The 23,998-nt window shown below is 39.4% G+C and carries 17 protein-coding genes and 1 pseudogene; 11 read left to right on the top strand and 7 right to left on the bottom strand.

Features of this window, described 5'->3' with window-relative positions; translation table 11 throughout:
- Nucleotides 1–166 precede the first annotated feature (166 nt).
- Nucleotides 167–1,165 (top strand): adenosine deaminase, encoded by a 999-nt coding sequence (gene add / locus KO511_RS06180; protein ID WP_215986595.1) that lies wholly within the window; start codon nt 167–169, stop codon nt 1,163–1,165.
- 34 nt (nt 1,166–1,199) lie between these two features.
- Here the strand turns inward: add and KO511_RS06175 are convergent, their stop codons facing one another.
- A complete protein-coding gene (locus KO511_RS06175) occupies nt 1,200–2,762 on the bottom strand; it encodes a methyl-accepting chemotaxis protein (RefSeq protein ID WP_215986594.1) in 1,563 nt (520 codons plus the stop codon).
- Nucleotides 2,763–3,069: 307 nt separating this feature from the next.
- On the opposite strand from KO511_RS06175, the gene ylqF reads away from it, so the two are divergent.
- From ylqF to cqsA, 5 genes are all read left to right on the top strand, one after another.
- Nucleotides 3,070–4,014, top strand: a complete 945-nt coding sequence (gene ylqF, locus KO511_RS06170; protein ID WP_125323265.1) for a ribosome biogenesis GTPase YlqF — start codon at nt 3,070–3,072, stop codon at nt 4,012–4,014.
- 45 nt (nt 4,015–4,059) lie between these two features.
- Nucleotides 4,060–5,031 (top strand): CobW family GTP-binding protein, encoded by a 972-nt coding sequence (locus KO511_RS06165; RefSeq protein WP_215986593.1) that lies wholly within the window; start codon nt 4,060–4,062, stop codon nt 5,029–5,031.
- Nucleotides 5,032–5,470: 439 nt separating this feature from the next.
- On the top strand, nt 5,471–6,871 hold the full coding sequence (gene clcA / locus KO511_RS06160) for a H(+)/Cl(-) exchange transporter ClcA (RefSeq protein WP_215986592.1): 1,401 nt from the start codon (nt 5,471–5,473) through the stop codon (nt 6,869–6,871).
- Nucleotides 6,872–6,976: 105 nt separating this feature from the next.
- A complete protein-coding gene (locus KO511_RS06155) occupies nt 6,977–7,924 on the top strand; it encodes a TDT family transporter (RefSeq protein WP_215986591.1) in 948 nt (315 codons plus the stop codon).
- Nucleotides 7,925–8,083: 159 nt separating this feature from the next.
- Entirely contained in the window at nt 8,084–9,289 is a 1,206-nt protein-coding gene (gene cqsA, locus KO511_RS06150) for an alpha-hydroxyketone-type quorum-sensing autoinducer synthase (protein WP_354668152.1), read from the top strand.
- Nucleotides 9,290–9,323: 34 nt separating this feature from the next.
- Here cqsA and KO511_RS06145 read toward each other — a convergent pair whose 3' ends face one another.
- Nucleotides 9,324–11,369: a hybrid sensor histidine kinase/response regulator gene (locus KO511_RS06145; protein WP_252724259.1), complete on the bottom strand. Its 2,046-nt coding sequence runs from the start codon at nt 11,367–11,369 to the stop codon at nt 9,324–9,326.
- Between the two features lie 176 nt (nt 11,370–11,545).
- Here KO511_RS06145 and KO511_RS22240 point away from each other — a divergent pair.
- The 3 genes and pseudogenes from KO511_RS22240 to KO511_RS06135 form a co-directional block, all read left to right on the top strand.
- Nucleotides 11,546–11,656 (top strand): annotated as a pseudogene (locus KO511_RS22240) (tellurium resistance protein); the annotation flags it as partial.
- 116 nt (nt 11,657–11,772) lie between these two features.
- A complete protein-coding gene (locus tag KO511_RS06140; protein WP_215986590.1) occupies nt 11,773–12,423 on the top strand; it encodes a hypothetical protein in 651 nt (216 codons plus the stop codon).
- A gap of 45 nt (nt 12,424–12,468) precedes the next feature.
- A complete protein-coding gene (locus KO511_RS06135; RefSeq protein ID WP_215986589.1) occupies nt 12,469–13,146 on the top strand; it encodes a glycosyltransferase family 32 protein in 678 nt (225 codons plus the stop codon).
- Between the two features lie 22 nt (nt 13,147–13,168).
- Here KO511_RS06135 and KO511_RS06130 read toward each other — a convergent pair whose 3' ends face one another.
- The 3 genes from KO511_RS06130 to KO511_RS06120 form a co-directional block, all read right to left on the bottom strand.
- Nucleotides 13,169–16,210: an AAA family ATPase gene (locus tag KO511_RS06130; RefSeq protein WP_215986588.1), complete on the bottom strand. Its 3,042-nt coding sequence runs from the start codon at nt 16,208–16,210 to the stop codon at nt 13,169–13,171.
- Nucleotides 16,207–17,352 (bottom strand): exonuclease SbcCD subunit D, encoded by a 1,146-nt coding sequence (locus KO511_RS06125; protein WP_215986587.1) that lies wholly within the window; start codon nt 17,350–17,352, stop codon nt 16,207–16,209. Before KO511_RS06125 ends, KO511_RS06130 begins: the two co-directional genes overlap by 4 nt.
- An 81-nt stretch (nt 17,353–17,433) precedes the next feature.
- Nucleotides 17,434–18,522 carry a ketoacyl-ACP synthase III gene (locus KO511_RS06120; protein ID WP_215986586.1) on the bottom strand — a complete coding sequence of 363 codons (1,089 nt, stop codon included), beginning with the start codon at nt 18,520–18,522 and terminating at the stop codon, nt 17,434–17,436.
- 150 nt (nt 18,523–18,672) lie between these two features.
- Between KO511_RS06120 and trxC the strand changes: the two genes are divergently transcribed.
- Both trxC and KO511_RS06110 read left to right on the top strand, forming a co-directional pair.
- Nucleotides 18,673–19,107 (top strand): thioredoxin TrxC, encoded by a 435-nt coding sequence (gene trxC, locus KO511_RS06115; protein ID WP_215986585.1) that lies wholly within the window; start codon nt 18,673–18,675, stop codon nt 19,105–19,107.
- 233 nt (nt 19,108–19,340) lie between these two features.
- On the top strand, nt 19,341–19,520 hold the full coding sequence (locus KO511_RS06110; protein ID WP_215986584.1) for a hypothetical protein: 180 nt from the start codon (nt 19,341–19,343) through the stop codon (nt 19,518–19,520).
- 78 nt (nt 19,521–19,598) lie between these two features.
- On the opposite strand, the gene KO511_RS06105 is transcribed toward KO511_RS06110, so the two are convergent.
- Together KO511_RS06105 and KO511_RS06100 are read right to left on the bottom strand one after the other, a co-directional pair.
- The gene (locus KO511_RS06105; protein ID WP_215986583.1) at nt 19,599–20,483 is read right to left on the bottom strand and encodes a hypothetical protein; all 885 of its coding nucleotides are present in this window, start codon (nt 20,481–20,483) and stop codon (nt 19,599–19,601) included.
- A gap of 75 nt (nt 20,484–20,558) precedes the next feature.
- Complete coding sequence (locus KO511_RS06100) at nt 20,559–23,969, bottom strand: DEAD/DEAH box helicase (RefSeq protein ID WP_215986582.1); 3,411 nt, start codon at nt 23,967–23,969, stop codon at nt 20,559–20,561.
- Nucleotides 23,970–23,998 lie beyond the last annotated feature (29 nt).

Below are 23,998 nucleotides of genomic sequence, written 5' to 3'. Positions count from 1 at the left end.
GAAAATGTCGTTAACACAGCGAAAGAATTACTCGATTAATAGCTTTCAAGCTGAACAAAGCCTCGCAATGCGGGGCTTTTTTAAATAAGCCAAACGAACAGCGTAGATTTAATTTCGTTTACTTACCATGACTTTATTTTTAACCTTCCAATAAAGGTAAAGACTGATGCAATTTATTGATCTTCCGAAAATTGATTTACACTGCCATCTTGATGGCAGTGTACGCCCAGAAACTATCCTTGATCTTGCTAACCAGCAAGGCGTAACGCTCCCAACTCAAGATATCGAGCAGATCCGTGAGCTAATGATCGCTCCAGAAACTTGTCAAGATCTTGATGAATACCTTAAGCGGTTTGATTTACCCCTGTCGGTTATGCAGACCGCTGAAGCGCTTGAAAGGATTTCTTTCGAACTTTATGAAGATGCCGCCAAGGAAAACGTTAAATACCTTGAAGTTCGTTTTGGTCCCCTATTGCACCTTGAAAGCGGATTAACACTTGAAGACGTTTTAGCCAGTGTCGTCAAAGGGATGAAACGGGCAGAGTCACTTTACGATATCAACGGAAATTATATCCTTTCAATTCTTCGTCATGCACCTAAAGATCGAATTAAAGAAGTACTGGATGTTGGTCATCAATATTTGGGCAATGGTATCGCGGCTTTTGATCTCGCGGGTGGTGAAATAGCGGGCTTTTGTAGTGAATTTATTCCTTATGCAAAATATGCTAAAGAACAAGGTTACCACGTCACCATTCATGCAGGGGAACAAGGCGTTGGGCAAAATGTGTCTGATGCAATCACCTTATTAGGCGCAGAACGCATTGGTCATGGCATTCATATCACAGGGCACCATGAGGCTTATGATATGGTTAAAGATCAGCAGGTAACGTTAGAGACTTGCCCAAGCAGTAATGTTCAAACCAAAGCCGTACCTGCGTTATCTATGCACCCCGCTAAAGCGTTTTTAAAAGATGGGGTAGCCATTACAATCAATACAGATAACCGCACCGTTTCGAACACGACGATGACTGATGAAATACAGAAAGTGATGCACGAGTTTGCTTTAACGCTTGACGACTATTTTACGATTTATTCATACAGTGTTGAGGCTGCATTTACTTCAGAGCAAATCAAAAAGCACCTACGCAGCTTCATACCTGCGTAGTGCTGCCTCTAAAAGCAGTATCCTTAATGTTCGGCTACTGCTTTTCTTCAAAACGATGCGCAAGTTGATAGAATTCATTAACCTGATTCCGCAGATCCTGTGAATGCTGGTTTACAGAGTGGGTCGCGGTAAGGTTTTTCTCCGCAGCAAGGGTAATAGACTGAATGTGTTGATTAACATCGCCAGAGAGCCGGCGCTGTTTCATCGAGGCATCTTCAACCACTGTCATCAGTTGGTTCATCGAATGCATCATGCTCTCAACATCTGACAAACGTTTTGCACTCTCTTGAGCCACCTCGCCGCAAATATTAGTTTGCTCACGATTTTCAATAATATCTTGCTGCCATGTTTCAATGGTTGCCAGCATGGTTCCAATACTGTCTTTAATTTGCAATGTTGCATTGGCAGTTCGGCCTGAGAGAGCACGAACCTCGTCAGAGACAACAGCAAATCCTCTTCCCTGCTCACCCGCTCTCGCCGCTTCAATAGCCGCATTCAACGCCAGTAAATTGGTCTGCTCAGCTATTCCCCCTATTTCTTCCATCATTTTGCTGACGTTTTGTGCCTGCTCACTGAGTTGGAAGGTTGCTTGCGTCGCCTTTTCAGCTTGAAGACTCAATTGCTCAAGATTAGCATGGGTTTTATCAATGGTCTCTTTGGCCAGCAAACAGGTATTAAGGGTATCATCGATTAGCTCATGAGCCTCATGAGTACTGGTAGACACTTCATTAGCGGTCAATTCAACTTCTTCAGATGCTTCGCGCACTTGGCGGATATCACGTGTTTGCTGCTCTAAAGCCTTAGACACTTCGTAGGTAGTTGCACTCAGGCTATCCGATAGGCTCTGGAGCGGCTTTGCTGAATCAGTCATGCGCCCCAAAACTGTGCGAATGCGAGCTGAGAGCATTTTGATATGAAAATCAGCCACAGAAAACTGGCTTTGACCAGAATAGATAAAACGGCTGATGCTGTCATAATCCGACTTTAACTGCTTAAGGTGATTGGGCGTATCAAACAGTTCTTGCTTAAACATCAAGATCGCAGCAATGGGTAGTAGACTCAAAACCCAACTAAAAGCACCTTGAATCTCGACTACATTGGTCAGCAAAGGTGCCAAAAGTGAAACAAACAAAATGGTATAGCGTACTGCGTCAAAGCGTGGTGTTGACCAACGTTTTCCTGACATTTCTGCTTTACGCAGGCGCTTATATGTTTTGTCAGCCACATTGACCCATTCTCTCTTTGGCTTAACACGAACAGACTGATATCCAATAATTTGGCCATTTTCATAAATTGGAGTCACGTACGCATCAACCCAATAAAAACCACCTGACTTGGTACGATTTTTAACTATCCCTCTCCATGCTTGTCCTTTTTTTAAATGGGACCACATGTCAGCAAATGCTGCCTTTGGCATAGAGGTATGACGAACAAGATTGTGGTTTTGCCCAACGAGCTCATCGTGGCTAAATTCTGCAATACGGCAAAATGCTTCGTTACTGTATGTAATAACACCGTTTAAGTCGGTTGTGGAAACTAACTGTTCGTTAGTTTCTAATAAGGTTTCATGGTCCGAAGGTGCATTGCTTGCTGTCATAACGCTATTCTTTGAATTATCCATATGAGAAACGCAATATAAACAACAAATTTGAGCATGGCAAAGTATTAAATCAGTTTCATTTAACACTTTTTAATAGTGGTAACTTTTGACGTTAATCAGAGGTTTAAGTTAAACCTCACCTTGTTGCGAAAGTGACAACCTAAGTTATGAGAATATCAAACTCAATGTTAAGATTAATCATAGCTCTGTACTTTACGGTAGATTGGCTGTCAGATGCGTGACGATTATCACCGCAACTCTCTACTTGTAAATCATACAATATATTTAAAGGCAACATATTCAAATGGTTAACAATACAATCCAATGGTTCCCGGGGCATATGCATAAAGCCCGAAAAGAGATCGAAGAAGCCATTCCACAAATTGATGTCATTATCGAAGTGTTGGATGCGCGCATTCCATTTAGTAGTGAAAATCCGATGATTTCTGAAATTCGCTCTGGAAAACCCGTGGTAAAAGTTCTGAACAAGCGAGATCTTGCTGATCCAGAGTTAACTCAATTATGGATTGAGCACTTCGAGAAAGAACAAAATGTCAAAGCAATGGCCATTACGACATCTATCCCGCAAGAAGTGCATAAAATCCTCGAGCTTTGCCGTAAACTTGCTCCGCATCGTGAAGAAATCGGCAAAAATATTCGCACTATGATCATGGGCATACCCAATGTCGGAAAATCTACAATCATCAATTCTCTTGCAGGTCGCACTATCGCGGTAACCGGTAATCAGCCCGCAGTAACCCGTCGCCAGCAACGAATTAACCTTCAAAATGGTATTGTACTCTCCGATACTCCTGGCATTCTATGGCCAAAAGTTGAAAACCCCCACAGTGGATTTCGGCTGGCAGCAACAGGCGCCGTCAAAGATACCGCGATGGAATATGAAGAAGTGGCTTTTTACACCGTAGAATATCTAGCCCAAGCATATCCAGATCGTTTAAAGGAGCGCTATCAACTTGATGAATTGCCACAAAGTGACATCGAATTGATGGAAGAAATTGGTCGTAAACGCGGCGCTTTACGATCGGGTGGTCGGGTCGACCTACACAAGTGCTCAGAAATTTTACTCCATGAGCTGCGCAGCGGAACCCTAGGGCAAATTACTCTTGAACGTCCTGAAATGATCACCAAAGAGTTGGTCGAGGTTGAAATAGAAGCCGTTCGTAAAGCCGAGCTTAAAATACAGAAAAAAGAAGAACGTCGTAAACGTTATCTGAAAAATAAGCGCTAATACAAATCTGAAACTCATTTGAAATTGGAATATTAAGCGGTTGCCATGCAAACTCCAACAAACATCATTACTGGCTTTTTAGGCTCAGGTAAGACAACAGCAATCCTTAACCTGCTCAAAGAAAAACCCGCAGATCAAAATTGGGCAGTTCTGGTCAATGAATTTGGCGAAATAGGTATCGATGGTGCCATATTGACTGAACAAGGAACACTAGTTAAACAGGTTCCAGGAGGTTGTATGTGCTGCGCTGCTGGGGTTCCAACTTCAGTTGCCATCACCTCGCTACTACGCAGTAAGCCAGATCGGTTAATTATCGAGCCTACGGGACTCGGGCATGCAGATAAGATTCTTGCTACGCTGATGTCAGATCAGTTCAAAGATCATATTGATCTTAGAGCAACAATTGCCATGGTCGACCCACGAAATCTTTCCGACTCTAAGTACCTCAGTAACGACAACTTTGTTGAACAACTTAAAATTGCTGACATCGTAATAGGAAATAAAACCGATCTATGTCTTTCTAGTGATATTGATGCATTTAATGCATGGATCACGGTGCAAAAACCTTCCAAAACTTACTGGCAACTGGTTAAACAGAGTAAATTCCCGAGTGAAATCCTTGACAATATCAGGCGAATTCAGCCAAGTGATACCCATACAGAGCATGCGCATCATCATCATGCTACTCCGCCATTAGCCTTAAAGTCGGGGCAACATTCACTACGCCGAGAAAACAGCGGACAAGGCTATTATAGCTGTGGTTGGTTATTTAGCAGTCAGGTAGAGTTTTGTTTTGATCAACTATTTTCAATGTTGTCTGATTTGTCCGCGGAACGAATTAAAGGGGTAATGAAAACAGACAAAGGCTATATGACATTGAATATATCCTCTGGAGTCGTTTCAATCACAAAAGCAACTATTTCAACTGGTGATAGTCGAATAGAAGTCATCGATAGCCAACAGCTTCCTTGGGATCAGCTCGATAAACTTCTTCAGCAACTTGGTGGTCTTTCTTAATCCTATAAACAACAAAAGGCGCACTAATCAGTGCGCCTTGTCCCCCGCTGCTCAATCGTGAGCTTGCGAATCAGTGTCTTATTATTCGACATTCTGATCATATTGCGAGGATTCCAAATATTTAATAAAAACTATCCATATTGTAGGTAAGGTACACATCCTCTATTCGAACAGTTCAGGTTACCTTACACTCTAATTTTGGTTCAAATCGTCCAAAATGCAAGTCAATAAACGTGATCTTCTACCAATGATATGCGTTTAGTTTCAACCATCAATACTATTCATATTTGAAATTCAATATTTCATTTTTGATAGATAAAGATATCCATTCTCAAGAGTATAATCTGCCCAAGAAACCCATGATTTCGTAAGCTACAACTTGCTCGAATATCGTAGGTAGAACTTGATATTCATACCAATACAAGAGACCAATCAAAAAATGAACACCAAAGAGAGGATCAAGCAATCCTTACTATCTAACGTACCAAAGGATGCTATCAATCAATTTCTCTCAAAAGACAAAACACCATTATCTATCTTAATTCTGTCTTTAATGGTCGGTATTTTATCCGGCCTTGTTGCTACCCTTTTTGAGCTTGCGGTTCATTTTGTTTCAGATACCCGGACAGACTGGTTAAAGCAAGCCATAGGTCGTGCTTTACCTTTGTGGTTAGCCGCGATTTTGATTAGCGCTGCACTTGCATTCGTCGGATACTACTTGGTTCATCGGTTTGCTCCTGAAGCCTCAGGTTCTGGCATACCTGAAATTGAAGGCGCAATGGATGGAATACGCCCAGTTCGTTGGTGGCGAGTTCTACCGGTTAAGTTTTTTGGAGGCATGGGGGCACTTGGCTCTGGTATGGTGCTCGGTAGAGAAGGACCAACCGTTCAGATGGGCGGCGCTATTGGCCGTATGGTCACAGACATCTTTAACGTTAAAAACGATGACACACAGCATTCATTACTGGCTTCTGGGGCAGCAGGTGGCCTCGCTGCTGCCTTTAACGCACCATTAGCAGGCATCATGTTTGTTGTTGAAGAAATGCGCCCTCAATTTCGTTACTCACTTATTTCAATAAAAGCCGTCATAATCTCCGCTATCTCTGCAAACATAGTCTTCCGCTATATCAATGGCCAACAAGCCGTGATCACTATGCCACAATATGACAGGCCTGAACTGGCAGCCTTATGGCTTTTCTTACTGCTAGGGGCAATGTTTGGTGTATTTGGTGTGGCGTTCAATCGCTTAATTACCCTGTCGCAAGATTTATTTGTCAAACTGCATAAAAATGACCGTAAGCGGTACTTAATCACTGGAAGTTGTTTAGGTGGATTTTTTGGCCTTATGCTTCTCTATCTGCCTGAAATCACTGGCGGAGGCATTACTCTCATACCGACTATTGCAAGCGGAGGCTATGGTGCAAGCGCTTTACTTATTCTTTTCATCGTGCGTATTTTAACAACCTTGCTGTGTTTTGCTTCAGGCGCTCCAGGAGGTATCTTCGCCCCTATGCTCGCACTTGGTACCTTATTTGGCTATGCGTTTGGCTTGATAGCACAAAATCTTTTTCCTGAACTTATGATATCTCCTGGAATGTTCGCGATTGCAGGTATGGGGGCGCTTTTTGCCGCAACGGTCAGAGCACCCATTACTGGTATTTTATTGGTTATTGAAATGACCAATAATTATTACCTAATTTTACCCCTCATCATTACTTGCCTTGGAGCCGTAATTTTTGCTCAGTTCCTTGGCGGACAACCTATATACAACCAACTGCTCAATCGCACATTAAAAAATGAAAAATTGCGCCAAGAAAATCTACCTTGTGAAAACAAATGATAGTTGCTTGATGCGCAACTGAATTGATATCATCTTCATCCTATTCATATATACTAAAGTATATGTATGGCATGAAATTGTTATTCTATATTAGGATGTAAACTGTTGAACTGGAAACGCTTTGTAAAGTTTCAAAATGTCCCCCCTTCACAAGCAGCGCTCGCACTAGGGATGATTGGTTTAGGCCATGCTTGGGCACTGTACATTCCCCCAATAGGTCTTGTCATTCGTCCTTATCTCGCAGCCTTCGGTGCGTTATTACTGGCTCCCGTTTTAATTAAGTATCTTGCAAATTATCGATCCTTTCTCAATGATCTACGCCACCCTCTAAACGGGAGCTTAATGGCACCTATGAGTATGGCATTACTCATATTATGCGATTATTTAGCGGTGATCTCTCCGCTTATTGCTTACCCATTATGGCTTGTTGCATTGTCTCTACACCTCACTATGATGGGATTGTTTTTCTTTTTCCAAATTCGTCATTTCAAGATTTCAAATATCGTTCCTAGCTGGTTTTTGTACCCCATAGGGTTAATCAGTAGCTCACTGGCTGGCACCACGTTTGGACATACCGTTTTTTCCGAATCTTTAGTAAATATATGTATCGCTATTTATTTCTTTTTATTGCCAGTCGTACTCTACAGGCTGATGTTTGAAGGTCGACTTCCCATGCGAGCAAGACCAACATTAGCCATAATGGCAGCTCCAATTAACTTGTCTTTAGCTACTTACCTAGTCAATTTTAGCCAGCCAGATCCCATACTGACTGGCGCTTTAGCAGGAATTGCTATTACCATGACATTAACCATTTATCTGTGTTATTTCCGTCTGATGCGTCTTAAATTCCAGCCTTCAATTGCATCTGTAACTTTTCCTTCTGTCATCAGTGCGATAGCAATGCACCGCCTAACAAGCTTTTTTGAACAGTACCACCCTCAGTGGCACTGGTTGCACAAATTTGGATTCTTTGAACTCAGCATCGCAACTGGTTTAGTCCTGTGGGTCACTCTGAGATATTTGAAAATGTACTGGCCAGAGAATAATTTTTAATCGATAGAAGATTAAAATACATTCTACACAAATAAAATACATCCCTTTATTGAAAGTAATTCATACTCTAAACTATCTACTTAACAATAAATAATCATTTAAAAGATATAATTAATAACAAAATACTATCCTTTTTTGTTCTTATAGGCAAAGTCAGAGATTGCTGACACTAACAATAAAGGAAAAATAATGAAACAAATTAAAAATAATTCACATCTACCTGATTTTATAAGCAAACAGCTGGATTTCTATCTTGATGATCTGATTAATAAAAATAATAATGGAAAGCATCTAGTCTTAGGGAAGAAGCCATCACGACAAGATATAACTCTTCAAAATAATGACTATTTGGATATATCAAATAACTCAGAAATAGTAGAACATCATATAAATGCACTTCGCAAACACACCTCTTCACCTATTATGTCAGGAATATTTCTCCGTGATATAAACACCAGACCAGAAGTTGAGCAAACACTAGCAGAATATGTAGGTTTTCAGTCCTGTCTACTTTCACAATCTGGTTGGACTGCAAACATTGCACTATTACAAACCATTTGTAACGAAAACACCATTGTTTATATTGATTTTTTTGCACATATGTCATTATGGGAAGGCTCAAGAATTGCGGGCGCTAATATTCATCCATTCATGCACAACAATGTAAACCACCTTGAAAAGCTTATTAAGCGCCATGGTCCAGGGATTATTTTAGTCGATTCAATCTACAGCACAATCGGTAGTATTGCCCCTTTGGAAAATATTGTTATGTTGTCTAAAAAATATGGATGTGCACTTGTTGTAGATGAATCACATTCATTAGGTACCCATGGTAATGAAGGCTCTGGGCTCGTAAACGCCTTGGGACTAACCAGCCATGTAGACTTCATGACTGCAAGTTTAGCCAAAACATTTGCTTATAGGGCTGGAGCTATCTTTTGTAATAACAAAGCTAATGAATGTATCCCATTTGTAGCGTATCCATCTATTTTCAGTTCTGCAATGTTACCTTTTGAACTGGATAGACTTGATAAAACAATGCAAGTTATACGAAAAAAAGATAAAGATAGAGAGTACTTGCATAAAATAAGCAAATACATTCGTAATAAACTATCTGTTATTGGATTAACCATTAGAAGTGAATCTCAAATAATTGCTATTGAAACAGGGAGCGAATGTAATACTGAAAAAGTAAGGGATTTCCTTGAGGACAATGGAATTTTTGGCTCTGTATTTTGCCGACCAGCGACCCCATACAAAAGGAATATCATTAGATTTTCTATAAATAGTTCAATATCATATCTTCAAGCTGAAAAAATAATAAGCACATGTAGAAAGGCATTAGATAAAAACATATTAAAATAAGACATGTATAAAGCTAAACTTATTAAGTTTAGCTTTATACCCAACTAGACACTTTATCAATTAAAAAATTTCCATCTGCAGGTTTAATAATATATCCATTCATGCCTGAGTCATAGATTTTCTCTATCATGTGCTGTGTGCCATCACCTGTATGAGCCAAAATTGGTATGTTTGAAAATAAACGAATTTTACTTGCAGCTTCTAAACCATCCACCTTTGGCATTTCTATATCCATAATAACTAAATCTACTATATTAGTTTTAAACTGATTTAAAACCTCTTGACCATTACTTGCTTTGATAACATTAAAACCTTGTTGCTCTAGTATAATAGCTGTGTGAGTACAGATAGATTGACTATCATCTGCAACAACAATAGTTTTTCCAGTTGGATTATTTCTAGTTAGGACCTGGTTGAGATTAGTTTGCGGGATATCGAATAGTAACTCATCTAATACTATATCAAAATCGTTCTCTAACCGATTTTTTGCTATCATAAAGAATTTTGAGTATCTATTTATATCACAGTGATACCGTTTTTTTATATCATATAAATATATTATTCTTGCCTCCGTAAAACGAAGTTTTTTTTCTAATATTTTTAGGTCAGAACCACTATTTAAAATTTCATCTAAATCTATAAAAATCAAGTCATATTCAAATTCGTACTCTTCCTTACTATCAATTTCTTTAAAAGTGAGATGGGAAAACTTTAAACTTCTACTTGAAACTTTATCACAAAGAATCTTACCAAATTTATTTTCATCACCAAGATACAAAGTGGACATATACTTTGTTATATCCATTTTTAATATTTTTGTACTATTTGAATTGTATGAAGGAAAAGTTAGTGTAAAGTTTGTCCATTCATTTAATTTTGAACTGCAGCTAATTTTCCCTCGTAATGCATTCATAACTCTACGACAAAATGGTAGACCTAATCCTGAACCACCTTTTTTTCCGTAAGTAAAAAAATCTTTAAATATATCTTCTAAAATACTTTCTGGAATACCTGCTCCATTATCCAAAAAATTTAGCTCATGGTAATCATCAAAGGACTTCAAGTCTATTTCTATCTTAAGATTTTTTGAATCTTGATAATGAAAAGAATTTTTTATTAAATTATATATCACGTATTTAACTAAAGTTTCGCTACCCAAAATGTACGCTTCATCATCAAATTTGAATGTTATAAAATCATGATAAATTCCATTATTAAATGGAATCGTTTTCAAAGAATCCTTAATAATTTCCATTAGTGAACTCTTTTTAAAAGATGATATTGAAATACGATTCTCATCAATAGATGTTAATAATAGATCTATAGTTTCATTACCTATTGAAATTGTTTTTTCTGAATTAGTAAGTATTTCTTTGACTGATATTAGATCTCGACGAGATATACTGTAATGTTCTTTTATTTCAACATTCTCATTCGGTAGTGTTGATTTCATGACGTCAATAGACGATTTTATCGCACTTAAAGGGTTCCTCATTTCATGCGCTATACCAGCTCCAAATGATTTTGCTATTGACACTTTACTTTCATGCTCTATTTGATTTCTCAAATAGAATAAATTACCAAATATATATGTAAAGATAAAAATTGGCATATACGGAAAAACAATATGCTTCATTGCTAGAGTGAAATCTACTCCATAAACAACACCATATGCAATAGAAACTGATATAAGCGTTTGAATTAACATAATACGTGTTTGGTAAACAGTTAATATATGCAGAAATATCGAAGCCATGAATGACATGGCCCATATGGTAGACCACTCGTTCATAAACATCATAAAACTAAAGAAGAACGGTAAGCAAAAACCAATCGATATTAGGTAGTATTGCGGCATATACTTATGCAAAAACTTAGGTAATTTTTTCCGAAAAGCAATAATGGAAAATAGTATAGAGCATACTATGCGCAGTATTAAATTTTCATATGGTTGCGGAAACAAGTATGTCCATATGTAGTAGTATGTAGGAAACCCGAACATACCCATCCAACCAACCAAGGTCAAATTAGGTTCAGCATACAGGTATACTTTTTTTACTCCTTCCATAACCGTTTTCATAATCTACCCAACATTAACTACAAGAACCTCTTAAACCTTTGTATTAAAACCAAACATTATGCAACTAATATTTTTCAGCATTTATATTATCTTCTTTATGAGGATACATAGAGATTTCTCATTTAGATTGCTTTTTTCTCAAATATTACACCCTACACTAGTACTATCATATAATCCACTGGTTGCACAAATTTGGATTCTTTGAACTCAGCATCGCAACTGGTTTAGTCCTGTGGGTCACTCTGAGATATTTGAAAATGTACTGGCCAGAGATAAAAACTTGTTAATTCATGCTGAAGCAACCTGAATCCATTAGAAATAAATTGAATTAAACAGGCTATATATTGATATTTCTACAACCTACGCGTAGCATGTCAGCAATTAAACGCTCAAGGTGCTTTCTATGCTATGCAGCAATATTGATTTAAAAATTATTAATTTGGCTCACAGAACGGATAGGAAGGAAGAAAGCATCTCTGAGCTAAAGAAATGCGGTATTACAATAGGTGATGATGCATTTTTTAATGCCTATCATAGACCGGAATGTGGCGCCTTAGGTTGTAGCTTGAGTCACGCCAATTTAATCGCGAATTACCTATCTCACTCTTCAAGTTCTTATTTGTTTGTTTTAGAAGATGATTTTGAAATTCAAGAATGTGACCTGTTTCTTTCAAATTTGGAAGAAATCTTGGAGTATTCTGCACAATGGGATATTTTCCTTCTAGGGAATAATCAAGCTATTCCCATTAAAATAGTCAATAACAAGAATGGATTCTCCCAAGTAATCAATTCACAAACCGCATCAGGTTACATTGTCAAAAGAGAGTTTGCTATTCAGCTGATGAGCACGTTTTTCGAATCTGCCCTTGGCTTAGAGCGTTCAATAAATTTGCCTCCGAAGCTAAACCAACTCGTCAACCATCATTACTGTTTAGATATTTTATGGAAAAGTTTACAAACAAAATATAGGTTCGTCACACGCCTTCCGGCCATGATCAAGCAACGAGCAAGTTACTCAGATATCGAAAAAATGAACGTAGATTATAGAGTGTAGTTTGGCTAAGACCACTGATAAAAATGAAACATTAGAGGTGTTTTTATGATTGAAAAGAAGCTGCATTTTATTTGGATTGGTGATGAAACAAAATGCCCACATAATTGCATACAAACTTGGCAAGATAAAAATCCAGATTATGAAATTAAGATTTGGGGTAACCAAGAGCTCATAAATTATGGTTGGGTTTTAAGTGACTGGATGCAAGAGATGGCCAAACACCACCCGTCCGGTATTGCCGATCTAATGAGATACGAAATTCTTTACAGAGAAGGGGGCATTACCTTAGATGCAGATTCTATCTGTTTAAACCCATTAGAGGATTGGTTGTTACAAACCAACGAGTTTGCAGCTTGGGAAAACGAGCATACTCATTCAGGAACTATCGCAAATGGAACCATGGGTTCGACTCGCAACTCACCATTCTTTGCACAAATAATAAAATATTTTATGGATAAAGAAGTCTTAATCGATGATTTACCTTTCAAAGTGACTGGTCCTGCTGCATTAACGAAAATATGGCAAAAAACCACCTATCCACTAACGATTTATCCATCTCACTATTTTTATCCTATCCATTGGACTGGTTTAAAATATAAAGGCAACGGAAAAGTATTTGCCACACAGCTTTGGGGCACCACGAAAAATATCTATCAATCACTGCATCATTCGAACCTTCAAGATTTACTGCGAGAAAACCAAGAGAGTAACGAGGATGCATAAGCTCTTACGCTGAACTAAGTCACTAAACTCCAACAAGGCGGATCTTACTGCCTGTTCTCGATGGCTCTACGTCTAGCCTGAGTAGAATCTGCTCTTTGAGCTCTGAAACGTGAGATATTACGCCTATCATACGGCCGCTTTGCTGAAGTTCAATCAGGGTCTGCATCGCTAAATCTAGCGACTCAGGATCTAGGCTACCAAAACCTTCATCGATAAATAAAGTATCCAGTCGTATACCGCCACTGTATGATTGGACAACATCAGACAAGCCTAATGCAAGAGCCAGCGCCGCCATAAAAGATTCACCACCAGAAAGTGTCGCCACATCTCTCGTTTTACCTGTGTAACCATCTTCGACAGATAAATCGAGCCCTCGACCCGCAACACCTTTAAAGCCCTCAGTTTTTCGAACCAATTGGTAACGCCCTCGGCTCATAACACTCAACCTTTGAGACGCTTGAATCAACACATCATCAAGTAATACGCCCAAAACAAAACGATGTAAGCTTACTCGACTACCCGTTTTTCCGCTTGCCACATCATAGAGTGTGCCAAAAACCTTGTATTCATCATCAAGCTTGGTGTTCTTACCACGCAATTGGGTAATATCTAGCGACACCTTTTCCAAACGATGAAAAAGTGACTGGATAAGCTCAAGCTCCCCTCGCCTCATAAGATGCTCGGACTCATTCTTATTTACATTGTGCTGGCTAGCTTCTAAATCAGGCTCAATTGCACCAGAAAGTTGCCGCTTTAAGTCAGCAATGGTTTGCTCAATTTGCAAAGTCTTTCGTTCATATTGAACAATTTCATTTTTCCACTCTTCAATTTGCACATATGTAGAGCGGCACTCCAAGAAATGTTGTAGTGAAGAAAACGCGCCATTTTGGAACACTGTATCCCATTCTATTTTTGCCGTTTGGCTATTATGCAGTGCCTTAGCAAGTAAATCACTATGGGAGTCTATTTGAGATTGAAGATTAGAATTATGTATAACTGCGTTATGTTTAGACTCTTGAGCACGATTTAACTCATTATTAAGCCGCGAAATAGTATTTTTAATCTCTGCACGCATTGAATCAAGTTGAGAAACCGATTCATAAGCATTTTTAACTGACGATTGAAGATTATTGAGTTGCTGCTTACTTGACTGCAGTGTTGCTAGATTAGCCGATATTTCTTCACGTAATAGATTAATCTTTGCTTCACCATTTTCGCACCTATTACTCAATTCGTTGACCTTCATTTCCAATTTTGACAAGTCAATTAAATCTAGATATTGGTATTGAGATTTTTGCTTAACAAGCTGGTCTTCAACTATTTCTATCTCTAAGGCTGAGTTGTCACCCAGTTCAGTTTTGGACGACTGAATCAAGGACTCTTGTTGTTCACATAAAGCATAGTGACGCTCAAGCTCACTTGCTGCTAAGTTAAACTGATCTTGTGCCACTTTCTCTATTTGACGAGCGTCCTGAACATTCTGCTTAGACACTTCTTTGCCAGCAAATTTTGCGGGTGTAGGGTGCTCACAACTACCACAAACTGGGCAGGGTTGATCAGGTTTAAGCCGCTTTGCAAGAACAGCCGCCTGAGCGCTATGCCAGTGAAGATCAACTTCATCAGCATATTGGCGTTTCTGTGCTAATTCTTTCTCCAACTGCTGCTTAGTTCGGCATTTGACTTGAGTTTGACTTGAGAGTTGAGCCGCGTTATAAACCAAAGATCGCAGTTTATGAAGATCAGCTAATAACCTCTGATTTTTGACAATTTCAGCCTCAAGAGTGACCTTTGCCGTGACATCTTTTCGTGCTTGATCTAGGTCTTGCTTTCCTTTTGACATGTCGGCGAAAAGCTTATCTCTTAACGCCAAATATTGTGACAAGGTTTGATCTTGCTCCTGCCCCTTTGCCTCCAACAAAATAATGCTAGATTGTTGTTGAACGAGCTCTTCAAGCTTTTGCCGATCTTGCTCTAACTGAAATAACTGTTCGTTTAACTCTGGGAGCTGCTCAGAGTCGAGAGATGCCTTTTGAAGCTGTTGCTCGCATAAAGCCAAATTGGCCTGCGCTTGCTGATGTTCAAGCTTAAACGCTACAATTTTGCTTTCAAACTCTTTGACTTGTGCAAGACATAATTGCCAGTTTTGATAAGGCATATTGAGCTTTTCTGCCGCTTGAGCAAGTTCAAGTTCTACAGAACGTTTATTAATTATCTCTTTCTCATTAAAATGCGCGTTTAAAGTCGACTGACTTTGATCTAATTTTATAAATTGATCAGCAACCATCTTAGACTGCTCAAATTGAGTTTTAGATTGGTTAAGGCTATCTAAACTTGATTTTTCTTCTGCTTTAGCTTTGCTCAATTGCTCAGCCACTTCGCCCAGTTTATCTTTTAACTCCGCCTCTGAATCCACTTCAGCAACCTTCAATGCACCGCGAATTTGATTATCAAACTCTTCTTTTGATGTCACGATAGAAAGCGCCCGTTCTTTTAATGCAGATTCGATTTTTTTATATATATCAGTTTGAAAAAGCTGACCAAAAATCGCTTCCCTATCTTTGGAGCTTGCCAGCAATAGCTCACGAAATTTACCTTGAGGTAATACCATAACTTGACGAAATTGACTTTCACTTAGACCGAGAAGCTGTGTCACATCCACTTTAACTTGTGCTGTTTTACTGGTTATAAGCCGATCGTTCGCAGTGGTTTCGTACAATGATGCCGTATGCTTGCGAGTTGTTGTGCCCTCTCCACGAGCTTTAGGCGCTTGCTGCTCTGGCATTCTTGTTACGCGGTAACGCTTGTCGTGAAATGCAAACTCAAATACCACCTCTGTCGGCACTGCTATGTCTGCCAAATCACAACGCATTTGAGCAGCCTGTCTCTCATTACCTGTGGTCTCACCATATAAAGCAAAGCAAATAGCATCTAAAATTGAAGTTTTACCCGAGCCTGTCGGTCCATTGATTAAAAAAAGTGGGCTACTACCAAGTAAACTGAAATCAATCACTTCTGTTTTAGCAAATGGACCAAAGGCTTGTAATGTCAGAGATAGCGGCTTCATTGCGTTTCCTTATGATTTTGACTGAGCTGGGTAATAATTTCAGCAACCGCCTTATCTTGTTCATCACTCAAATGAACACTCTGAGTTTGTTGAAAAAAATCACGGAACATATCTACTTCACTACGTGCCAACTTGGCCGTGGCTAACTCTTTCTCAACTCCCACTAAAATACCCGGTTTTTCTATATGTAGCACATTCGGGTAGACTGTTCTTAGCTTCTCCATAGGGTTTAAAATAGCGTAAGTGTCCATTAAGCGAACCAGTAAGTAGTCCTGATTATTCGGGTCGTCCTTACCTTGTTCAATAATATTGTTGAGCTCCCCTTCGATAATGCGCATCTGGCGAGGCGCAGTAAGATCAACATGCGTAGCCGACTTAAAACCGCATTCATCAAACTCAACCAGCGTCACACCTTTTTTATGATATTGCTCAGAAAAGCTGTATTTCATTAAAGAGCCTGAATAACGGATGTAATCTTGTCCTTTTTTCTGCGGCTGATGCAAATGACCTAGTGCCACATAATCAAAATCAACAAAGTGTTCATGACTAACACGATCAGAGCCACCAATAGAGAGCGGCCGCTCTGAGTCAGACCCGATCGCGCCATCAACAAAACAGTGACTTAGCAAAACATTTTTCTGTTCAGGTTTGAATTGAGATTTGATTTCACCCGCTAAGAAGCAATGAGCCTCATCGAAAGTAGATATAGATTGTTTAAAGTAATGCCGTACCATTTCAGGATCATTATATGGCATTCCATAGAATGCAACCTCGCCAATGTCACTCTTTATAACAACAGGCCTCAACATATCCTCAAAACTTGATAGGATATGCAGCCCAGCTCTTTTCATTTGTGATGAACCAAAACCAAGTCTTTCAGCACCATCATGATTACCTGGAATAATAATAATGGGTAGTTTCAGTTCATCACAAACCTGACTGACAAATGAATTCATGAGCTCGATTGCCGTCGTTGGTGGAACTGATCGATCGTAAATATCTCCGGCAATAACTAACGCATCAACTGAGTTTTCTGTCAAATAATCAATTAATTGGGTCAATACCGCTTTTTGATCTTCTACAAGGGAAACACTGTGAAATTGACGCCCGATATGCCAGTCAGAGGTGTGGAGAAACTTCATTTTTAACCTAGGTCTAACCTTATTATTTAAAGCGTATCATAGCACTTCGACACGCCTTATCACTAGAAGGGTATTTTACCTTTAGAGCGTACCATGCTTCTTGCAAAACTTAACCGCTTCATCGATCAAATTAAGCGCCGATTGATCACACTCAAGCAGCATTGCATCACTAACACCAATCGGTGTAACACGCTCTCCCCATTTCAGGTGCACAGCCCCCCAAGTTAGCCCAGCTCCAAAGGCAGCAAACAGTATGTTGTCACCCGCTTTGACTTGTCCTTGCTCAATAGCTTCACAAAGTGCAATTGGGATAGTTGCCGCAGATGTGTTGCCATATTTATTAATGTTTATAAATGCCTTATCACGATCAAGCCCAGATAAATCACATAGAGTTTGAATAATACGAAGATTCGCTTGATGCGGAATAACCACATCCACATCTTCAGTCGAAAGTTGGCTGCTTGCCAATACTTTTTGAGCGGCCGCTCCCATTCCTTTCACTGCACGTTTGAAAATTTCCTTGCCGACAAAATGAAATTTCCAGTAGCCATTATCCGCTGCAAAACGATCCATTGAACTACCAAATTTAGGGACCGATAGAATATCCCTACCTTTCGAATCACAGCCCAACTGTGCACTTTGCAAGCCTACAGGTTTATCGGATTGGCTTAATACCACAGCGCCAGCGCCATCACCAAACAACACAGCGGTTTCTCGCATCGACCAATCGATAAAAAATGATAAGCGCTCTGCACCAATAACTAAAGCATGACGATAACTGCCTGATCGCATCATTTGCGTTGCCGTTTCTAAACTATATAAAAAACCCGTACATGCCGCATTTAAATCAAACGCCATGGTCCCTTCCATACCGAGATTTTGTGAAACTTTTGACGCCATATTAGGAATGAGAGAGTCTGGTGAACACGTTGCAATAATCAAAAGATCAATATCGTTGACTTCCAAGCCGGCGCAAGCAATAGCATGTCTAGCAGCTACGGTTGCAAGTTCTGAGGTATTGACATGACTTATTCGACGATTTTCAATTCCTGTTCGAGCCTGAATCCATTCATCCGAAGTATCAAGAAATGTACCTAAATCTTGGTTAGATAAAACAGTAGGTGGAAGGCACTTACCCCAGCCAGTAATTTCTGCATATGTTGTAGTCATTCAAAGCCTTTATTTTTATTGTGTTAAATAGCCAACATAATCGGTTGGAACAAATATATGTTCAAAGTATAACTATCGACTATCTTCAGTGTCACCTGATTGATAAAATCAAGGTCACACTTGTGTAGAAAACTAAACGAGAGATGATTAATGTCGACATTTAATACACGCTGTCCTTCTTGCCAGAGTATGAACCGCATACCCAGTGAAAGAGTGTCTGAAAGCCCAAAATGTGGCAAATGTTCTAATGAATTACTTGATGGCTTCCCCGTTGAAGGGACTGAGTCCAACTTCGACGCGATTTTAAACAGTAGCCAACCAGTGGTTGTCGATTTCTGGGCACCTTGGTGTAACCCTTGTGTGGGCTTTGCCCCAATTTTTTCCGATGTTGCACTGGAGTGCGCAAAAAATGTTCGATTTGTGAAAATAGATACTGAAAGCCAGACAAACCTAGCAGCTAGGTATCAAATTAGGAGCATTCCAACAGTAATGCTGTTCAAAGATGGTAAAAGAGTTGATATTTTAAATGGCGCAATGCCTAAAAATCAATTTAAGCAATGGCTTAATGAATCTTTAGAGAAATAAAATTACCAGCATTCATTCTAAAAAAGGCCATAATGAGTTTAACTGATATGGCCTTGTAATCTGAAAAGGGGACCAAATATCCCCAATGTTTTTGTTATTTGTATCTCATCAGCTATCACCACACGCATTGACCTTACTATTGGCAAAACCAACAATTGGTTACAAAATAACCATTGCTTTGTTTGTAAAATTGAAGAAAAATACCACCATAGCGATTGATAGGAGGTGGTGTTATGACTTTAGTTCTTACCGTTCTTATTTTCCTGGGCTGTATTGCAATGCTTGCCATTGGTGTGATGTTTTCCCGCAAGCCAATCAAAGGCGGAGGTTGTTGTAAAGCATCCGATGTTACGGGTGTGGGAGATTGTCGTGGGCCTAACGCCGAATTAACGAGTAAACAGCGCAAACGCTAAGCTTAAACTCTACCATTCAACTCAAACATAGAGCACAACGCGTTGGGAATAACTCTTAAATGCTTTATTAGGTCTCATTTAGTCACGGTGTATATTTAATTTAATACCGGTAACCTGTGGTCGTGCTATCAAATGCTGCTTCACTGATCGAGCAATTTCGATTGCATCTGAACGGGTTGAACTAACCTCTATAGAAATAACATAGTTATTTATAGTTTCACTTCGAGAGCCATGAACAGCTTCATATGAGGCTACTTGTAACTCTGATTCAGATTCTTGAGCACTTTTGAGCGCTTGCTGCTCAGAAAGTTTAACAATTCTATTCTCAACGGTTAATTTCAACTCAGGCAAGGGTAGAGACAAAAGATATTGCATATCTTGAAGTAGTAGACGATGCTGGTCACTCTGATTTGAAATAAACTGATAACTCTCTTGAGCTAACTGTTCTTGAGCGTCGATCTCTTGCATTAGCTCCTTAACTTTAGTATTCAGAGCCCTCTCCGCCCCAGTCAAAGACGCTTTACCTTTTATAACAGCCTCCAAGCTGCTCAACCCAGTAAACTGCTCTTGATCAACATACGAGAATACTTCAGATTTTGCTTTACAGTAGTCGACAAGCTTTAGCTGTGCTTGGGTCACGAGGTCAGATTTTATCTGCTGTTTTTTTGTTCGGACTTGACGTTCTAGAATTAAACGAGTTTCTCGAGCCGTTTCTGAGACTTTATCAATTGCTGAAAAAAGTTGTTGAATATCATGCGTTTGCTCTAAAGCCTTAACTTTGCATTCTTTTAACGTTTTTTCAGCTATTTTTAATGATTTAACATTATCTGACGCAGTAGCAAAATCATTGTCGGTTTCGAGTTCTAGATTTGTCGACGCTATTTGTTCAAGTAAATCCAACTTCCAAGAAGCAAAGTTATTTTTCTGGATTGAACCCAAAATAGATATTTCTAAATGTTCCACATTCTTTCCTTATATATTGATTTACTTATGAGTCCGAGAAACTACGAAGACAAGTACTTCAAGGTGATAATTTCATTAACTCAGCTCAGGAGCGATTTCTTTAGGTAATAGCCTTCCATCCGCATAAATATCATCACTCGCCCAATGTAAGTGAGTTGAACCATCTATTTTTGATGTATTTTTATGTGCCAGTTCAGTCAGCTTCAAGTAAGCCTTATCAAAATAGCTTTTATCGGACCACACTTGGATATCGCCGATGACAATCAAGTGTTTTTTTGCTCGAGTAACAGCAACATTTAATAAGTTTGGTTTCGAAGAAGCCCAAGACGCGCCGCCACTATTTTTTTCATCACAGCCGAGCACCAAAATAACGGTATTGTTCTCCTTGCCTTGGAAGGTATGCACCGTCCCGACGTTGTTTTTCAAAAAGTCATTAAACTTCTTTCCAGTCCAACTCGAATTACTAAGTAACTGCGATTTACTACGTCTTAGCTCTTCTTTCAACTCTCTTTTCACCGCCTTAAACGGTGTTATTAGATAGATACTGCTCAAGTCGCCGTTGTGTGCTGCTAACTCGAGTAAAAGAGCTTTAACCTCTTCACCCAACTCACGTTTGTACTGTTTCAGTACACAGTCTCCTTGTGAATCATTCCAGCGATTGTGTCCTAACGCCTTATGAGTTATTGGCTCGATATCTTTATCTTCAACAGAGCCGTGTATCATGCGATTGTTGTAAGCTATTTCATTCGCAATACTAAACATTGGTTCGATACATCGGCGATGTACCCATAAGGGTATTCCTATCCATTGATCTTCGCCGTTCATATCTATCATACAGCCATATGGATTAACTCGATCGGCTAACGTCTGAACTGACCACATACAAGGGTCCCACTGCTTTGATTCCTCTTGCAACTTAGATTGCATTAAGTAGTCAATAAGCTCTGGTGGTGAAGTAAATACAGGTTCGATCTGTAAAGGGTCTCCAACAACCACTGCTCGCTTAGCACGAAGTAAACCACCAACCGCTGCTTGCGGTATTGCTTGCCCAGCCTCATCAATCATCAACCAACCTAGAGACTCTGGAGGCAGCTTAGAAAACATGTTTCCGAATGAAGCAAAAGTCGTCGAAACTACGGGGACAAACATAAATAGTATCTGCCAAATCGCCAGAGCATTATCACTACTCTTGCCTAACACGGCATCCTTAACTTTATATACTTGATTTAGAAAGGCATTCTGTTTACTTGCCTCTATGAGCCAAGCCTCGTGAAGCTGTAACGCTGCCACGTATACGTCTGACCTCAAGGCATTTATCTTGTCATGCTGCCAGCAAGCATGTCTCTGTCTGTCATGACACTCGATACCATCGGTAACTTCAGGTAAGTGATACCCCTTAAACTCCGTTCTATAAGTATTTAATTCATCTGAAAGCTTTTGCTTTTCAGCCTCTTTGGATTGAATATCAATCTTCTGCTGTAAAATTTTCTTTGTAGATGCTGTTATCTCGATTTGTTTGGCTTCAACATCACCAACAATCAACCGAATAGCTTTTTTGACATTTTCGAGTTCACTAAGTTTGTTCGATAGCGAGATCTTATATTGTTTATTATTCTTGGTATTAAAGAAGCAACTGAACCAACTGGGAGAATTAAGCCTCATCAACTCTAGGGAAATTGAAATTTCTTCTTCCCTTTTCGCTTCAGAATTTCTGGTTGAATTAAGAATATCTAGCTCTACAGATAGCGAATGAGCATAGTTTTCTAATTCATTTAGAGCTAAGTTCATTCGATTTAAATCAACATCAAATCGCTGTGCATCGAAAGTATTTTGTAGGCTATCGAAGTAGGCTAACTTATCATTAAGCTCATGAAAGCGAGATAACTTGTCATTAAAATTTTTTTTGGCTACATGAAAAGAAGGCCCTGTATAAGTTGAGCGATATTGCCAAAAATTCAAGAAATCTAAAGGAGGTTCTCTAACCTCAGGCTCCTTGCCTTTTTCATAGTGGTATTTAAAGAAAAAGCGCTCAAGAAACCTATTCCTCTTTTTGTAAGCCCCCATAACGGCAGAGATATTTCCCCAAGTCTGCTTTTTCTCATCCAAAGGTTGTAAACGACCTTTCTTTTCATCTGCGCTAATTTGATTTGCTACAGAACGAAAGAAACTGGTATCAAAATATCTGCTGCCTATTGATTTTTTTTGAGGTAGCTCCTTTGAGATGTTTTCAACCGCCGCATTGTTCGATGATGCAACCACCATTTCAAAATCAGTGAGTTCTTCAACAAGGAACCCTTCTGGGTTTAACCCATCGCGAGCTTTTGAAAAAGAAGCTAAAACTTTCCCTCTCTCTACAATATTTTGCGCTATGATATCTCGCAGCAATGTAGTTTTACCTGTGCCAGGAGGCCCGTTAACGGAGATAACACCACCTGTTTTTAGCTCCGTGAATACAGTATTGATGGCAAACTGCTGCATTAAGGACATATTATGTACAGGTTCTGTCAACCATCGACCTTCTGGCGTCATCTTTGGGTTCAAATGCTTATGAATTAGAGGAATAGAATCATTGGTATACAGATCTACATGCTTGGAGCTGGATTGTCCTAGATAAGCTTGAAGAGGTTGGCTAGTCCTGCCGGCCGCAATTGCATTAATCGCGCGCTCTATATCTCGAATGTAAAAGCTGTTTAGAATGGGGAGCTGAGAGTCATCAGTAATAGGATCATCTTCACTATCGTCTTGAATATTTTCTGGCTTGTTTTTGTCCACTAAAAGGTTATCAGACTTAGTTTCGTACTCGTAAAAAGCCATCTGAAACGGATAAACTTTCGAGTTTTCAGAAAGTAATAAGTCCTCATTAGAGATGCCAGCCCATTGATAAAGTCCCTCTATTAAGTTCATTAGGCTGTTCACACAAAGAGTATACCTACCCTCTAAGCTAGGATGTCTAGGCAAGGTCGTTTCCCAGCGCTCCACAAACTCTTTTAGGTCGTCGCACCTTGTATCAAATCGTTCCTGAGATATTGCCCCCGCTCTGTCCTCGAGTAACTCGGCTAAAGCCCAAGGTAGTGTGCTTACCGAAAAAGTATCGAGCCGAGGTGCACCAAACTCATCCAACATCAACTTAGCAAAGCAAGACATTCCTTCATTGTCTCTTCTTTGCTCTATTTCTTCACAAGCGCAATCGTCCTGATTGTTAGTAGAAAAGTATTGTGCAACTTTTTTATCTATCGAAGATTTATCGAACAGCCCCAAATAAAGGGTATAAACGCATTTTTTACCCAGAGTAAGACCAAGTGAATCACGAATCGCTGGATTTAACCAAGGAAGCAGATGATTGCCATGTGACTGTAATTCGAGACCAGACACGTTTACTGGTGCAATTTTACTGTCTTCTTTATCTGGCACTGAGTAGGCTTGAAAAAACTCCACTAGATGCCAAGATTCCAATATATTTTTTGAGCTTTCTCTTCTAATGCTCACTAGCCACTGCCTATCAATACCACAAAAGA

It is taken from the genome of Vibrio hepatarius (assembly GCF_018860525.1).
In the GTDB taxonomy this organism is placed as follows: domain Bacteria; phylum Pseudomonadota; class Gammaproteobacteria; order Enterobacterales; family Vibrionaceae; genus Vibrio; species Vibrio hepatarius_B.
This window is presented reverse-complemented; position numbering and strand designations above follow the sequence as displayed.